The organism is Mesorhizobium sp. UC74_2 (assembly GCF_042701485.1).
Classification (GTDB): Bacteria; Pseudomonadota; Alphaproteobacteria; order Rhizobiales; family Rhizobiaceae; genus Mesorhizobium.
Map to the genome: position 1 here is coordinate 4,265,386 of NZ_CP170562.1, position 14,546 is coordinate 4,279,931.

General features: G+C 62.4%; 21 protein-coding genes and 2 tRNA genes. 14 read left to right on the forward strand and 9 right to left on the reverse strand.

The features are described 5' to 3' along the window. Positions 1–12: 12 nt before the first annotated feature. A complete protein-coding gene (locus ACFJIU_RS20695; protein ID WP_379063061.1) occupies positions 13–651 on the reverse strand; it encodes an NADPH-dependent F420 reductase in 639 nt (212 codons plus the stop codon). Positions 652–753: 102 nt separating this feature from the next. Between ACFJIU_RS20695 and ACFJIU_RS20700 the strand changes: the two genes are divergently transcribed. Further along, positions 754–1,665, forward strand: a complete 912-nt coding sequence (locus ACFJIU_RS20700) for a LysR family transcriptional regulator (protein ID WP_379063063.1) — start codon at positions 754–756, stop codon at positions 1,663–1,665. Between the two features lie 78 nt (positions 1,666–1,743). Continuing rightward, positions 1,744–2,043: a hypothetical protein gene (locus ACFJIU_RS20705; protein ID WP_379063065.1), complete on the forward strand. Its 300-nt coding sequence runs from the start codon at positions 1,744–1,746 to the stop codon at positions 2,041–2,043. 35 nt (positions 2,044–2,078) lie between these two features. Here ACFJIU_RS20705 and ACFJIU_RS20710 read toward each other — a convergent pair whose 3' ends face one another. Next, positions 2,079–2,345, reverse strand: coding sequence for a type II toxin-antitoxin system HicB family antitoxin (locus tag ACFJIU_RS20710; RefSeq protein WP_379063067.1), 267 nt, complete (start codon positions 2,343–2,345; stop codon positions 2,079–2,081). 366 nt (positions 2,346–2,711) lie between these two features. After that, positions 2,712–3,086: a winged helix-turn-helix transcriptional regulator gene (locus ACFJIU_RS20715; protein ID WP_379063069.1), complete on the reverse strand. Its 375-nt coding sequence runs from the start codon at positions 3,084–3,086 to the stop codon at positions 2,712–2,714. A 133-nt stretch (positions 3,087–3,219) separates the two neighbouring features. Here ACFJIU_RS20715 and ACFJIU_RS20720 point away from each other — a divergent pair, with 133 nt between their 5' ends. Next, positions 3,220–3,684 (forward strand): nuclear transport factor 2 family protein, encoded by a 465-nt coding sequence (locus tag ACFJIU_RS20720; RefSeq protein WP_379063071.1) that lies wholly within the window; start codon positions 3,220–3,222, stop codon positions 3,682–3,684. 52 nt (positions 3,685–3,736) lie between these two features. Here ACFJIU_RS20720 and ACFJIU_RS20725 read toward each other — a convergent pair whose 3' ends face one another. The 4 genes from ACFJIU_RS20725 to ACFJIU_RS20740 form a co-directional block, all read right to left on the reverse strand. Next, positions 3,737–4,660 carry an alpha/beta fold hydrolase gene (locus ACFJIU_RS20725; RefSeq protein WP_379063073.1) on the reverse strand — a complete coding sequence of 308 codons (924 nt, stop codon included), beginning with the start codon at positions 4,658–4,660 and terminating at the stop codon, positions 3,737–3,739. Between the two features lie 74 nt (positions 4,661–4,734). Continuing rightward, positions 4,735–5,166, reverse strand: a complete 432-nt coding sequence (locus ACFJIU_RS20730; RefSeq protein WP_379063075.1) for a nuclear transport factor 2 family protein — start codon at positions 5,164–5,166, stop codon at positions 4,735–4,737. Between the two features lie 119 nt (positions 5,167–5,285). Beyond that, positions 5,286–5,636, reverse strand: a complete 351-nt coding sequence (locus ACFJIU_RS20735; protein WP_379063077.1) for a hypothetical protein — start codon at positions 5,634–5,636, stop codon at positions 5,286–5,288. Between the two features lie 271 nt (positions 5,637–5,907). Next, a tRNA-Thr gene (locus tag ACFJIU_RS20740) sits at positions 5,908–5,982 on the reverse strand. Positions 5,983–6,196: 214 nt separating this feature from the next. On the opposite strand from ACFJIU_RS20740, the gene ACFJIU_RS20745 reads away from it, so the two are divergent. From ACFJIU_RS20745 to ACFJIU_RS20790, 10 genes are all read left to right on the forward strand, one after another. Further along, positions 6,197–6,388 carry a hypothetical protein gene (locus tag ACFJIU_RS20745; RefSeq protein ID WP_129411341.1) on the forward strand — a complete coding sequence of 64 codons (192 nt, stop codon included), beginning with the start codon at positions 6,197–6,199 and terminating at the stop codon, positions 6,386–6,388. 132 nt (positions 6,389–6,520) lie between these two features. Then, the gene (gene murA / locus ACFJIU_RS20750) at positions 6,521–7,819 is read left to right on the forward strand and encodes a UDP-N-acetylglucosamine 1-carboxyvinyltransferase (RefSeq protein WP_379063079.1); all 1,299 of its coding nucleotides are present in this window, start codon (positions 6,521–6,523) and stop codon (positions 7,817–7,819) included. Positions 7,820–8,026: 207 nt separating this feature from the next. Then, a complete protein-coding gene (locus ACFJIU_RS20755) occupies positions 8,027–8,461 on the forward strand; it encodes a DUF2948 family protein (protein ID WP_144379116.1) in 435 nt (144 codons plus the stop codon). Positions 8,462–8,464: 3 nt separating this feature from the next. Then, positions 8,465–9,757 (forward strand): histidinol dehydrogenase, encoded by a 1,293-nt coding sequence (gene hisD, locus ACFJIU_RS20760; RefSeq protein WP_379063082.1) that lies wholly within the window; start codon positions 8,465–8,467, stop codon positions 9,755–9,757. A gap of 6 nt (positions 9,758–9,763) precedes the next feature. Continuing rightward, positions 9,764–10,249, forward strand: a complete 486-nt coding sequence (locus tag ACFJIU_RS20765; protein WP_379063084.1) for a UPF0262 family protein — start codon at positions 9,764–9,766, stop codon at positions 10,247–10,249. Between the two features lie 204 nt (positions 10,250–10,453). Then, positions 10,454–10,672 carry a translation initiation factor IF-1 gene (gene infA / locus ACFJIU_RS20770; RefSeq protein ID WP_006200926.1) on the forward strand — a complete coding sequence of 73 codons (219 nt, stop codon included), beginning with the start codon at positions 10,454–10,456 and terminating at the stop codon, positions 10,670–10,672. A gap of 23 nt (positions 10,673–10,695) precedes the next feature. Next, positions 10,696–11,325, forward strand: a complete 630-nt coding sequence (locus ACFJIU_RS20775; RefSeq protein WP_379063086.1) for a Maf-like protein — start codon at positions 10,696–10,698, stop codon at positions 11,323–11,325. An 86-nt stretch (positions 11,326–11,411) separates the two neighbouring features. After that, positions 11,412–11,642, forward strand: a complete 231-nt coding sequence (gene yacG, locus ACFJIU_RS20780) for a DNA gyrase inhibitor YacG (RefSeq protein ID WP_129411346.1) — start codon at positions 11,412–11,414, stop codon at positions 11,640–11,642. 201 nt (positions 11,643–11,843) lie between these two features. Then, a tRNA-Phe gene (locus ACFJIU_RS20785) sits at positions 11,844–11,919 on the forward strand. A gap of 506 nt (positions 11,920–12,425) precedes the next feature. Continuing rightward, complete coding sequence (locus tag ACFJIU_RS20790; protein WP_379063088.1) at positions 12,426–12,635, forward strand: hypothetical protein; 210 nt, start codon at positions 12,426–12,428, stop codon at positions 12,633–12,635. An 80-nt stretch (positions 12,636–12,715) separates the two neighbouring features. Here ACFJIU_RS20790 and ACFJIU_RS20795 read toward each other — a convergent pair whose 3' ends face one another. Beyond that, on the reverse strand, positions 12,716–13,015 hold the full coding sequence (locus tag ACFJIU_RS20795) for a hypothetical protein (protein WP_129411348.1): 300 nt from the start codon (positions 13,013–13,015) through the stop codon (positions 12,716–12,718). 211 nt (positions 13,016–13,226) lie between these two features. After that, positions 13,227–14,045, reverse strand: coding sequence for a helix-turn-helix domain-containing protein (locus tag ACFJIU_RS20800; RefSeq protein WP_379063090.1), 819 nt, complete (start codon positions 14,043–14,045; stop codon positions 13,227–13,229). A gap of 66 nt (positions 14,046–14,111) precedes the next feature. Between ACFJIU_RS20800 and ACFJIU_RS20805 the strand changes: the two genes are divergently transcribed. Further along, positions 14,112–14,531, forward strand: a complete 420-nt coding sequence (locus ACFJIU_RS20805; protein WP_379063092.1) for a cupin domain-containing protein — start codon at positions 14,112–14,114, stop codon at positions 14,529–14,531. Positions 14,532–14,546: the final 15 nt, after the last annotated feature.

Here is a 14,546-nt window from a genome sequence, read left to right on the forward strand (position 1 = left end):
CCCGGTCCTGCTTTAGACCAGTGCCCTCGCCTCGTTCGCCGAGACGGTACGCCCGAGCTTTCCAAACTCATGCAGATCGCCACCGACCTCGATGCGGATCGACTGGTCGATCCCGCCGACACGGACGGGAGCAAACCCACTTGCTGCGATAAGCCTGGCAACGGTTTCGCCGGCGCCGGTATCATCGTTTGCGTAGAACAACACGGCCCGCTCCGGGGTGCGGTTTGCCGCCGCCTCAAGCGACTGCGCGCCGAGGGTACCGAACGCCTTGACCAGCTTCGCCCCGTCAGGCAGCAGGCCGGCGATCAGCTGACCCGAGGACTGGTCTTCGGGAATGGTTTTCCTGAAGCCGCCATTGCCGTCGGGCGCGATCGGGTTCGACGGATCAACCACGATCTTTCCGGTAAACACGGAACCCTTGTCGGCGAGCAATGCCTTCATCGCATCGAAATAGACCGCAAGGACGACCACATCCGCCGACTTGATCGCATCGTCGACCTCCATGGCCTCGACATCGCCGCCCAGCGCACCTGCAAGCATCTGTGCCTTCTTGAATGTCCTGTCCGCGACGATGATCCTTTCTCCGCCGTCCGCCAGTTCCCTGGCAAGGCGGGAACCGATGTTGCCGACACCGATGATTGCTGTGGTCATGATCATTCTCCTGTTCTGAACCAATGAAAGAATGATAGTGCGCGTCCGATTTTTCCATTAGACAGGAAAGCAGGGAAACCTTTTCCCAAAAATGGAAAAATCGTGGTCGACCTCAACACGCTGCTGATGTTTGCCAAGGTGGTTGAAGCCAACAGCTTTTCAGAGGCTGCGCGGCGCCTGCGCATGCCGGTTTCCACGCTCAGCCGGCGCATCGCCGAAATGGAGGATCAGCTCGGCGTTCGCTTGCTCGAACGCTCCACGCGCACCTTGCGCCTGACCGATATCGGCGCCGACATCTTCGAACAGGCCCGACGCAGCGCCGAGCTGAACGACGCAGTCGAGGGCATCGTTTCCAGTTCGGCGTCGGAAGTGACGGGCGCGCTGCGTCTGTCATGCCCGCCAAACATCTCCGACACGCTCGTGGTGCCGCTGGTGCAGGAATTCCAGGCGAGATTTCCCGCGGTACGGGTCCAGATTTTCGTGACCCAGCGGGCGGTCGATCATATCGTCGAAGGCATCGACCTTGCCTTCCGCTACGGCCAGTTGAAGGATTCGGCGCTGGTTGGACGCAAGATCCTGCGATATCGGCATCAGCTGGTGGCGAGCCCCGACTATCTTGAGCGCGCCGGGCTGCCCCAACATCCCCGCGACCTCGCCCGGCATCGGCTGCTGACGTTCTCGTTCGGATCGCTGGAGCGACGCTGGACCTTTGTCCAGCGGGCAGACAGCGAGCAGTTCACGCTGTCTTTTTCGCCGCATCTGGCCATGAACGACTATGCCGGCCTCGCATCGGCGCTGCTGTCGGCCGGCGGCATAGGCGACCTGCCTCCCATCGTCAGGCCCGAACTGCTTCGCGACCGGCAACTGGTTGAGGTCATGCCGGAGTGGCACCTTCCCTGTCGCGACCTGACGCTTGTCTACACCAGCAACCGCAACACGTCCCATCCGGTGCGGCTGTTCAAGGAGTTTGTCATCGAGACGGCGCCGGGACTGTTTCCGCACCTGCCGGTCTGATGGGACAATCGCCTGTTTCGACGCCGATCGTAGAGGTTGCGCTCCCACCTCGGAGGGCTTGATACAGATCCCTGGGCGATGGAAACCGGCATCTTCACCGAATTCTGGTCTATCGAAGATCAACTGCGGCTGTTTAGCGAACTGCGCTCCGACGACGACTTCAACACCGATGTCCAGGCCCCGGCCAACTACCTTTGGCGAGGCGGACCTCGGCCTGTCGCAGTGCAGAGCTGTGCTTGGTTGAAAGAGTGGACGACCACGCTCTACCAGCGCTTCGACTACATGGGTAAGCGACACCGCCAGCAGCTCGATTGTCTGGGCTCTCGTAACCAATTCACCTTCGGTGTCGGCGCGACTTATTCGTTCACGACAGAGTAAGTGGCTTGTCTGCTGCAATGGCGAATTGAAATAGCCTAATCGGCATTATGAATTGGCAACATGCCGGCAAGAGTGGAAGAAGCATGCATAGGAGTAGGCTTGGGGACTTCTCTTCCCATCGAGCGAGCGCATTCGATCCAATCTTGGATCGCTCCCTGCACATTATCTAGTGCTTCGTGCTCTGTCTCGCCGTCTGAAATACAGCCCGGCAGATCAGGTACAACGGCTATGAAACCGCCACCTTCTGATATGGGCAGGCGGCCGATGTGTACCGAATATTCGTGGATATCGACAGTTTTCATGACCGCACCTCGTCAATAAACTCCACTAGCCATCGGATATATGGAGGTTTGATAGGCCGATTGAAGGGAATGGTCAAAATTGCAGATTGGCTCGGGTGCGCAACACAATAGTGAGAACCGCTTCGTGGCCTGCGACACTCAACGCCAGCCCATCTGCAAACCAACTCTATGTCTTCGATCCGCCAATCCGCCTTGGGATTTTTGCGCATGGCATCAAGACATTTTTCCCCTCGCGACACCTTCCGACCTCCCCGACCTAACCAGATCGTTAGCACGGTGATTGGGGTCATCTCAATTCGAGAAGCAAGTAAATGTTCGTCGCACCGTCCTGCTGACAATACGATCCAGGGCGAACTGATCTGTGGCTTACCCCTGAGCCAGCCGCGCGAGCTTGCGCGACCTGCAGATGGCGCCATGGTTCTCATCCGCCCATCGGGTCAGGACCTGCAGCGGATCGAGGAAGGAGCGACCGAGAGCCGTGAGCGCATATTCGACGCGCGGCGGCACCTCGGCGAAGACAGCGCGGCTGATGTAGCCGTCTTCCTCGAGGCGCCGCAGCGTGCGCGCCAGCATCTGGCGCGAAATGTCATCGATCTCGCGGCCGAGTTCGTTGAAGCGCATGGTTTTCCTGCCGAGCGCTTCCAGCACCAGCAGGCTCCATTGATCGCCGATGCGGTCGAGGACGTCGCGGATCGGGCAAGGATGATCGAACTCGATTTCTTCGGTTTTCTCAGGATTCATGGCTCCATCTTCCCAGGGTACAGGTCACTGCGCGGTGACCTGTTCGCTTGAAACTGACTTCTTGCGGGGTCTGTGCGGCTCCTGTAGCGCTCCATTGGTCTACAAGATAGACCAATCTTTAGCAGGAGTTGATATGACGGCATTCCCAAAAATCGCAGCACTTGCCCTGTGCATCGGCACGGCCCTGTCGTCGTCGGCCTTCGCACAGACGCGCGACCTCGCTGTCGAGGAGGCCAACCGCAAGCTGGTGGTCGAGTTCTACGACCGCGTCTTCAACAAGCATGAGACGGCGGAGGCCGCCGAAGTCGTCGCGGAGTCCTACATCCAGCACAATCCGAACGTGCCGGACGGCAAGGCGCCGTTCGTCTCCTACTTCACCGGCTATTTCAAGACCAACCCCGAAGCGCGGGCAAAGATCGTGCGCAGCGCCACCGATGGCGACCTCGTCTACCTGCACGTCCATTCGACCGAAAGCGCGAAGGATCGCGGCGTGGCGGTCGTCGACATCTTCCGCGTGAAGGACGGCAAGATCGTCGAGCACTGGGATGTCATCCAGCCCGTTCCGGAAAAGGCGGCCAACCAGAACACGATGTTCTAGGCAATTCCAGGCGGATGGCGCTCAAACCGTCCGCCCGTTGTCTCGCCGGGCATCAGGCGCGGAACTGTTCGGCAGCGCCTTCATTGCCTTGTCCGAAGAACTCCCGCAGCAGGCCGGCGGTCGCTTCCGGCTTTTCCTCGGGAAAGAAATGACCGCCATCGACGGAATGGCCACGCACGTCCCGTGCCCAACGACGCCAGATGCCGAGCGGCCCGCCAGCTTCCTCGTACCAGCTGGCGAGGCCGCCATGCACGCTCCACAGCGCCAGCAGCGGGCAATCGATCTGGCGCCCGGCCTGGAGATCGGCGCGGTCGTGCTCGCGGTCGACGGTAGCGGCAGCGCGGTATTCCTCGCAGATCGCGTGGATCTGCGCCGGATCTCGCAATGCCGCGGCATAGGCCTCCCGCACAGCACGCGGAAAGGTTTCGGGCGCCGATCCCCACTCGTCCAGCGCGTTGTCGACGATCGCCTCGGGAGCAGCGGCGATCAGCCGTTCCGGCAGCGGCGCCGGCTGTGCCAGCAATGAAAATGGCCAGAACGCCAGGGCAAGGCGCGCATCCGCCCGGTCCCACACCTCGAAGGTGGGGATGATGTCGAGCACTGCCAGCCTGGTCACGACCTCGGCATGGTCGAGTGCCATGCGATAGGCGACCCGGCCGCCGCGGTCGTGACCGGCAACCGCGAAGCGGTCGTGCCCCAGCGCTGCCATCGTCTCGATCAATGTCGTCGCCATGGCGCGTTTCGACATGGACCCATGTTCCTGCCCATCGGCAGGCGGGCAATCGCTGGCGCCATAGCCCGGCAGGTCGACGGCAACGACGGTGAAATGCGACGCCAGCATCGGGCCGATGTCGCGCCACATCAGGCTTGTCTGCGGAAATCCATGCAGCAGAAGCAGCGGCACCCCCGATCCGGCCTTATGCACGAAGACACCGCCCTGCGCCGTCTCGACCCTGCGGCTCTCGAACCCGATCATCGCCCGCTGTTCCATGGAGACAGAACGCGGCGCGCGTGGATTTCGTTCATCCAATCTTGCCGGCCGCGAGATGCCTAGCCGATGCCGTGCTTCTTCAGAAGCTCCTGCTCGTCGCCGGCGACCCAGCCGAAGACCTTCGGCTCGCCGTCCAGCGTCTGCATCAGGTAATGCACCTCGAAGTCGATCGACAGGTCCGATTGGTCCTTGCGGGCGTAGGTTGCCGCCCAGGCGACATGGGCGATGCAATGATGCTCGTCGATGGGGGTGACGCGGATATCGGTTATCCGCATCGCCTTCGTGCCGATCTCCCGGTAGTCCGCGTAGCCATGCGCCAGCGTGCGCTTGAGCTGCTCGTCGTTGCGGCCGGCCATCACCCCACGCGGCGATGCCGCGATGAATTCCGGGGCATAGAGTGCTGCCAGCTCATGCTCGTCGATGGTGCCGGCAAGCGCCCGGTTGAAGAAGCTTGCATAGCGTTCGAAAAACTTCCTGATGCGCATTTCCATCGTCGGTCTCCCGTTGGATGCGAAAGGACTGTGGCGCAAACGGGTTCCATTCTTCTGGCAACGCTGCTTGCGCCGAGAAGGTCCGCGAAGACAGCCCCGTGCCTCGCTTACCCCGCACATTACTCCCCTGCCCTTGCCATCGCATAGGCATTCCGCTTCGGCGCCGGACGGTCAAGGGAGGATCCGGCAATCGCTGCGAACCAGGCGCCCTCGACCATGCGGGCGGCCGCGCGCGCCGATTTCTCGATGCCGTCGAGGCTGCCGATGTTGCGGCTGATCTCGGTGCCATGCGCGTTCATTGCCCAGAACCACAGGCCCTGCTGGGGGCCGGCATCACGCAGGGTGATGCGGCCGACACTGCCGTCATAGCCGTCCGCATCGGCGACGTAGTCGGCCTCGCGATCAGCCTGCCGCCAGTTCAGACGCAGTGAAAAAGCGTCGCCCTCCGCGACCCTCGCAGGTTCGGTCATTGTCGTTCTCCATCGGTTTGATGGCGGCAGATTGCCATCGCGACGGAGAGCCCGTCAAGGATTTTGTTCCTATTTTGTTCTCATACGAACAGTTGCTGACTCTGAATCGGGAGAGGCGAAACGTCGAAACGCCATCGAACGATCGGTGTCGCTGTCGGTCTCAATCCTCCGCGAAAAACCGCACAATCCGTGGGGTTTCCATAGGATCTGACACGACCGTGCAGCCTTGCTGCGCAGTGACAAGGCGGTCTGTTGATTTTATTGGGAGGAATGGTGCTGCCAGAGAGGATTGAACTCTCGACCTCTCCCTTACCAAGGGAGTGCTCTACCACTGAGCTACGGCAGCATCTTGAATGCGGCGCCTTCTGCCACAATGAATCGTGAAGCGCAAGTTGCTATAAGAGACCATTTTGAAATTGATCGGGGAAAGCGAAAACGGCAAATCGACAGGGCTGTGCCGGGTCGATTTCAAAATGGCCCGCAATAGCATTTTCCGACAGCCTCTCAGACATGGCCGCGCCACAATGTCGGTTATGCATTGTTAAGGACTAAGCGAGACCATGACCGACAAGACCGAGCCGAAATCGCCCAAGCCGGAAACGAGGGCCGATCACCGCAAGGCCAGGCTGGCCGAGGCCCTGCGTGCGAACCTGCAGAAGCGCAAGGCGCAGCTCAGGTCGCGCCGCACCGGCGAGGCCGATACCAGGCCCGACGGGCTTGCCGCAGCGAAGGAACAGAAAAAAGAAGGATAAGAGAATCAATCCTCGGCCATTCTTGCGCCGACTTCTCGAAATCCTATTTCTTGAACCGGACCGACCAATGGTTTAGAGGGCGGCCCAAACACAACCGATTTAAGCCGGCTTCCGGCTGAGGGACACTCTTTCATGGATCGCATCAGGATCGTCGGCGGCCGCGAGCTCGCCGGCACCATCCCAATCTCTGGCGCCAAAAACGCTGCCCTGCCCCTGATGATCGCCGCGATGATGACCGGCGACACGCTGACGCTGGAGAACGTGCCGCATCTGGCCGATGTCGAGCAGCTCATCCGCATCCTCGGCAATCACGGCGTCGACTATTCGGTCAACGGCAAGCGCGATCACCAGAACGGCAATGGCGGCGGCTATTCGCGCACCATCAACTTCACCGCGCGCGACATCGTCGACACCACCGCTCCTTATGAGCTGGTCTCCAAGATGCGCGCGTCGTTCTGGGTGATCGGCCCGCTGCTGGCCCGCATGGGCGAAGCGCGCGTATCGCTGCCCGGCGGCTGCGCCATCGGCACGCGCCCGGTCGATCTCTTCATCGACGGGCTGCAGGCGCTGGGCGCCGATATCGATGTCGACAACGGCTATGTCATTGCCAAGGCCAAGAACCGGCTGAAGGGCAACCGCTACGTCTTCCCGAAGGTTTCCGTCGGCGCCACCCATGTGCTGATGATGGCGGCCGCGCTCGCCCGCGGCGAAACAGTGCTGGAAAACGCCGCCCGCGAGCCGGAAGTCGTCAACCTCGCCGAATGCCTGAATGCCATGGGCGCCAGGATCCACGGCGCCGGAACCTCGACCATCACCATCGACGGCGTCGACCAGTTGCACGGCGCCAACGTACGCGTCATCCCCGACCGCATCGAAACCGGCACCTATGCCATGGCGGTCGCCATGGCCGGCGGCGACGTGCTGTTGAAGGACGCCCAGCCCGACCTGCTGCAGAAGGCGCTCGACGTGATCGCCCAGACCGGCGCCGAGATCACGCCGACCAATGAAGGCATCCGCGTCAAGCGCAACGGCGCCGGCATCTCGCCGGTCGACGTCACCACCGAGCCTTTCCCCGGCTTCCCGACCGACCTGCAGGCGCAGTTCATGGGCCTGATGACCAAGGCCAAGGGCAAGTCCCGCATCACCGAGACGATCTTCGAGAACCGCTTCATGCATGTGCAGGAGCTCGCCCGCCTCGGCGCGCACATCACGCTTTCGGGCCAGACGGCGATCGTCGAAGGCGTTTCGAAGCTCAAGGGCGCGCCTGTGATGGCGACCGACCTGCGCGCCTCGGTGTCGCTGGTCATCGCCGGCCTCGCCGCCGAAGGCGAGACCACCGTCAACCGCATCTACCATCTCGACCGCGGTTTCGAGCGCCTGGAAGACAAGCTCTCCGGCTGCGGCGCGGTGATCGAGCGGATCAGCGGCTGAGGAATCAAGGGAGTAGGGCAATAGGGGAGCAAGGCAGTCCTCAGGACACATGCCCCCTACTGCCCTACTGCCCTACTGCCCTACTGCCCTACTGCCCTACTGCCCTACTGCCCTACTGCCCTATTCCCCCACTGCCTTATTGCCTTACCGCCCTTCCCCGCCTAACAGAGGTAGACAACAAAAAACCTTCGCAGGTGCGGTATCCGCATGGACGCTTTGAAGTTATTGGCGCTGGACGAGCAGGACCTGGGCATCATTTCGGCCCATGTCCAGGATGCCGTCATGAAGGTGGGCGACCTCGAATATCTGCCGACCTGGAAGCGCTTCGTCGTGCCGATGAACCGCTTTGCCTGGGAAGTGCGCTCCGGTTTCTTCCGCAAGCACAATGAGCGCCGGCAAAGCGTGCTGCATTTCGAGCGCGTGCTGGCGGTGAAGACCAGCGGCATCGCCCGCGAGAAATCGGAAGAAGTGCTGTCGCTGCTGGCGATCAGCTTCATCCCGATCGCGCCGCCGGCCGGCATCATCGAGCTGATCTTCGCCGGCAACGGCACCATCATGCTGGAAGTCGAATATGTCGAGGCGCGTCTCGCCGACCTCGGCGGTGCCTGGCAGGCCTCCTCGCGCCCGGTTCACAGGGGCTGAGCGATGGCTGTCACACTGAATTCTGCCGATGCGGATTTCGAAGCCCGCTTCACCGCGTTCCTGGCCACCAAGCGCGAGGTTTCGGCCGACGTGGAAGCGGTGGTGCGCGACATCATCGCCCGCGTCCGCGCGGAAGGCGACAGGGCGCTGGTCGACTACACGCAACGCTTCGACAAGGCCGATCTCGGCACGCTCGGCATTGCCGTTTCCCGCGCCGACATCGATGCGGCCTATGCCGCCGCCGATCCGGAAACGGTGGAAGCCCTGAAATTCGCCCGCGACCGCATCCGCTCGCACCACCAGCGCCAGCTGCCGAAGGATGATCGCTACACCGACCCGCTCGGCGTCGAGCTGGGCTCGCGCTGGACGGCGGTCGAGGCGGTCGGGCTTTATGTGCCGGGCGGCACGGCAAGCTATCCAAGCTCGGTGCTGATGAATGCGGTGCCGGCCAAGGTTGCCGGTGTGGAACGCATCGTCATCGTCGTTCCCGCGTCCGGTGGCGTCATCAGCCCGCTGGTGCTGGTCGCCGCCGATCTCGCCGGCGTCTCCGAAATCTACCGCGTCGGCGGCGCACAGGCTGTGGCCGCCCTTGCCTATGGTACAGAAACCATTCGCCCGGTGGCCAAGATCGTCGGTCCCGGCAATGCCTATGTGGCGGCAGCCAAGCGCCAGGTGTTCGGCACCGTCGGCATCGACATGATTGCCGGCCCGTCCGAGGTGCTGGTGGTGGCCGATGGCAAGAACGATCCCGACTGGATCGCCGCGGACCTTTTGGCACAGGCCGAGCATGACGCCTCGGCGCAGTCGATCCTGATCACCGACGATGCCGCCTTCGCGACGGCTGTGGAAGCAGCCGTGCAGCGCCAGCTCGCCACCTTGCCGCGCGGCGCGATCGCCGCCGAGAGCTGGCGCGACTTCGGCGCCGTCATCCTGGTGGATGAGCTTGAGGACGCGCTGCCGCTGGCCAACCGCATCGCGGCCGAACATGTCGAGCTGGCTCTCGACGCGCCGGAAGCGTTTCTTGCCGGCCTGCGCAATGCCGGCTCGGTTTTCCTCGGCCGCCACACGCCGGAAGCGATCGGCGACTATGTCGCCGGTTCCAACCACGTGCTGCCGACGGCGCGTTCGGCACGCTTCTCGTCCGGCCTTTCGGTGCTCGATTTCGTCAAGCGCATGTCCGTGCTGAAGCTCGGGCCCGAGCAGCTGCGACAGCTGGCGCCCGCGGCCATCGCGCTTGCCAGGGCCGAAGGGCTCGACGCGCATGGGCGCTCCGTTTCCATCCGGCTGAACATGTAGGCGGACATGTCGGGAGCCGGGCCAAACAACGCAAGGCTGATCGACGTCGAACTCGACGAAACGATCGGTCGCTCGACCCCCGACGTGGAACATGAACGGGCGGTGGCCATCTTCGACCTGATCGAGGAGAACTCGTTCAGCCCGGTCAATGACGACGGCAGCGGCCCCTACAGGCTGAGGCTCTCGCTTGCCGAATCGCGGCTGGTCTTCGCCATCAGCCGCGAGGACGGCGCCGACGTCGTCACCCACATCCTGTCGCTGACGCCGTTCCGCCGCATCGTGAAGGATTATTACCTGATCTGCGAAAGCTACTACGACGCCATCCGTTCCTCGACGCCCAGCCATATCGAGGCGATCGACATGGGCCGGCGCGGACTGCACAATGAGGGCTCGCAGACGCTGATGGACCGGCTGGCAGGCAAGATCGAAATCGACTTCGACACGGCACGACGGCTGTTCACGCTGGTCTGCGTGCTGCACTGGCGCGGATGAGCAAGAAAAACGCTGAACAAAAGTGTCGTTGGCTGTTTCATTCTGACATTTGCCCGCAGGTGTTGTATCGGAGGGTGAAAATGTCGGAATCGGACCACAAAGTTCGAGCCGATTAAGCTTGTTCACAAAGCGGCGATAATCATATAGGTTCCGCGCCAAATTCCGGCCGGCCTGCCGGAAATCCATCCAAACCAAAGGTATCGAATGCCGAAGGAAGAAGTCCTCGAGTTTCCGGGTGTGGTGACGGAATTGTTGCCCAATGCGATGTTCCGCGTGAAGCTCGAAAACGAACACGAAATCATTGCCCATACGGCTGGGCGCATGCGCAAGAACCGCATCCGCGTTCTGACGGGTGACAAGGTTCTGGTCGAGATGACGCCTTACGACCTGACCAAGGGCCGCATCACCTATCGCTTCAAGTAAATTGTCGTAGCGGGCCAGATGCGATGAGCACCATGCACAAGCTCGTGCTTGCCTCGGGATCGCCACGCCGGATCGAGCTCCTGCAGCAGGCCGGCATCGAGCCCGACCGCATCCTGCCCGCCGATATCGACGAGACGCCGCAGCGTGCCGAGCATCCTCGCTCGCTCGCCAAGCGCCTGTGCCGCGAGAAGGCCGAGAAGGCCTTTGCCTCCATGCAAGGCGACGCCGAGGACGAACGCGGCTATGTGCTGGCGGCAGACACGGTGGTCGCGGTCGGCCGGCGCATCCTGCCGAAAGCGGAGACCAGCGACGACGCTGCCTTCTGCCTGCAATTGCTGTCGGGCCGGTCGCACCGTGTCTATACCGGTGTGTGCCTGATCACCCCGGACGGCAAGCAGCGGCAGCGGCTGGTGGAAACGCGCGTGCGCTTCAAGCGCCTGCCCCGTACCGAGATCGACCGCTACGTCGCCTCCGGCGAATGGCGCGGCAAGGCCGGCGGCTATGGCGTGCAGGGACTGGCCGGCGCCTTCGTCGTCAAGATGTCGGGGTCCTATTCCAACATCGTCGGCCTGCCGCTCTACGAGACCACCGCGCTTCTGGCCGGCGAAGGTTTCGACATCCATCGCGGCTGGCCGGAACGCGGGCTGTCCTAGATCATTATCCCCAACTGGAGGTCTGCGAAGGCGCAGATGTCCTCGGATATGGGTCGGGCAGGAACCGCGCCACAGCGAGAGAAACCATGGCAAGCAATGACAGCACCGTGACGCCGCTGCGTCCGAAACGGCCCTGCCCCGAATGCGGACGGCCCTCGGCGCGCGACACCTATCCGTTCTGCTCGACGCGCTGCAAGGACATCGACCTCAACCGCTGGCTGAAGGGCGTCTATGTCATCCCTGGCGACGACGGCGAGGCGGAAGACGCGCTGCCGGGCAACGCGCCAGGCAAGGCGCCGGACGACGCGCAGGACTGATCACACCTGCCCGCAACGCTGTTGCAAAGACCGGCAAGGCGCCGATTTTTAAGGCGTTTTCGGCTAACGATTGTTTTCCCGGCGAAATCGACACGGCGGTGCTGGACAGGCGGGAATCTCATGCTATAACCCCGCTCGCTTTCGGGCTTTGGCCCGGCGAGCAGGCAAGGTCTGGAACATGGTTCCAGATTTCGCCAAGATGCCCAGGTAGCTCAGTTGGTAGAGCATGCGACTGAAAATCGCAGTGTCGGTGGTTCGATTCCGCCCCTGGGCACCATTCTTTTATCTCACGCCAATTCGCTTCGCTCACGGCTCCGATGGGGCGGCCTGACGGCCGACGGACGGTCGTCCTTGCGAACCATAGGGTTCGATGCCAGTTCTGCTTCGGCAGGCGACCCTCCTCGCGCCAATTCGCTTCGCTCACGGCTCCGATGGGGCGGCGTCTATACTCCGAGCGTGCCGGTCGTTCCGAAAATTGAGATCAAAAAAGCGCCGCCTGGGAGAACCAGAGGCAGCGCGGGTCATCACAGGTTGGGTGCCCTGTCCAACGGTCGACGGCCTAAAATCGGGAAAATGGCGGCCGGCGCAAGGGATGCAGTTGCGGCTGCGCCGGCCTAACGCCGGTTAGGCTCCCAGCGCCATCGGCGACGCTATCGAAGACATTTAGCCAGCACATCTTCCATATGGGGTAGAGGATAGTCCCGCTCGACCGGATTTGCCGCCAGGTTCCCCAATGGCGCTCCGGTTCATTGACGCTTTCGCCATCGCGGATAAACTACCGCCATGTGGCGCAACCTGCCTCCGTTGCGGAAGGGTGACGCAAGGGCGATGGTCATCGCTTTTGCCCTTGGCACCGGCGTGGTCGGCGTCATGATCTATTTCGCGACAAACCTGCAATCGGTCCAGGCGAAGGTGAACCACGGCTTCGGAACGGGATGGGACTGCGTGCGCATGGATCACGGCGACCCACTCTGTACGAAATCGCGACCCTGACGCGGCCACCTGTTCACTTGCCGAACAGATGCCGACACCCGGGCGATTGCGAAAACCAGAACGCAGTGCGCAAACAATCGCTAGATGGAGCCGGCTTCCTTCCGGATCAGGCCCGCGACGACCTGCTCTGCCTCCTGCAGGAATGAACGCAGCTGGCCAGCGCTGGTGGTCTCGGCATGAGCCTGCATATCCAGAATATCGAGATAGAGCTCGACGGTGCGCTCATAGAGATGCGGGACTGTCTGCGATGGACGCGCCCTGCCCAGCGCGTTGGCGTATTTCTCCGAGCCGAGGAAATGCCCCGGCTTTTTGCCGTCATGTAATTCCGGACACAGGATCGCTACGCGCTTCTGCTGCTCCGGCACGGTCAAATCAGACATCTCGATCACCCCAGCGCGGCCGCTGGCCCTAACGATGCAGTTGTTCAGTCCGACGCCAAAACAGCATTCGCATCCAAAACCGGATGAATCGGACCTGCACACAATAGCCGGGGCACACTGACATCATTCTGTCAGGAGCATGGCGCGTATCGCCGATGGTTTTGCTGACGGCCTTGCCTTTGGCAGCCGAATGGCTTCCCGGGCCGGCGGCTTACGGCCTGCCGACTCCGGGATGAAGAAGCCGCGCCTGGCCCGGGGTGATGCCAAAGAACGCGCGAAACGCCGCGCCGAAGGCCGGGATGCTCTCGAAGCCGGCGATGGCGGCCGCCTTCGCGGGCTGCACACCCATCGTCAATGCACTCAAGGCCTCGGTCAGACGAGCCTGCTGTCGCCATTGCCGGAAGCTCAACCCCGTCTCGGCGCGGAACATGCGGGCCAGTGTCCGGCTTGATGCGTTTGCCAGCTCCGCCCACGCCTCCAGGCTCCTCCGGTCGTGGGGCCGATCGCGCAGCGGCGTAACCACCCGGCGCAGGCGTGGGTCCCGAGGCAGAGGCAGGCCGAGTGGCAGCGGTGTCGATCTTGCGATCTCGTCGAGGGCGAGTTCCGCCAGGTGATGACCCCTGCCGTGCGGCTCCCATTCCACCGGCTCGGCGCAGGCTGCAACGATCACCTCCCGCAGCAGGCCGGAGACGGCTATGACCTTCGGCGCCACCCCGACCCGCGTTGCGGCATCCTCCCGCAGGAACAATTCCCGCATCGCCACCGGCCCGTCCATGCTCACCGCGTGTTGAGCACCGGCCGGCAGAAACAACGCCGTCGTTGGCGGCACCACGTAATGCGACGCCTGGGTTTCCACACGCATGACACCGGAGATTGCATAGAGCAGTTGAGCTCTCGGATGATCGTGGAACCCTGACGACAGGCCTGACGGATAGTCACAGGCGAAGCCCACCACGGGCCGCGGGGCGGTCTCGAACGGCAGGATCTCGGCTTGTCTTGTTGGCGACAGAAATTGGCCGTTCGTCTCCATCCGGCTAGCCTAAGCTAAGCCTGGCTTCTTTCAAGAAGCGTATTTCCCATACAGGAGGGAACGACCATGAGCACGGGGCTCTTCCAGAGGATCGGATATGTCAAGGCGAGCCAGCTGGTCGATGGTCCGATCACGCCGGGCCAGAACAGGAAAAAAGCGCTCGAGGCCGGCAATCTCTGGGTCGGCCAATGCCATGTCACGGCACTCGATGCGCCCAGCCAGTGGCATCACCACGAAGAATTCGACAGCGTGATGTACATGCTGTCAGGTCGCATCCGGGTGGATTTCGGCATGAATGGCGGGGAGTTTTTCGAGATCGGCAAGGGCGATTACGCCTTTTTCCCGCGCCGGGCGATCCATCGCTGCCAGATCATCGAGGGCGGCAACGACGTTCACTACGTCTTCGTGCGTGTTGGCGAAGGCGAGACCGTCGTCAACGTCGACGGCCCGGAAACAGTCACTCCCGAACGGAACCACTCCGCCTGATCACCCGGCATCGTC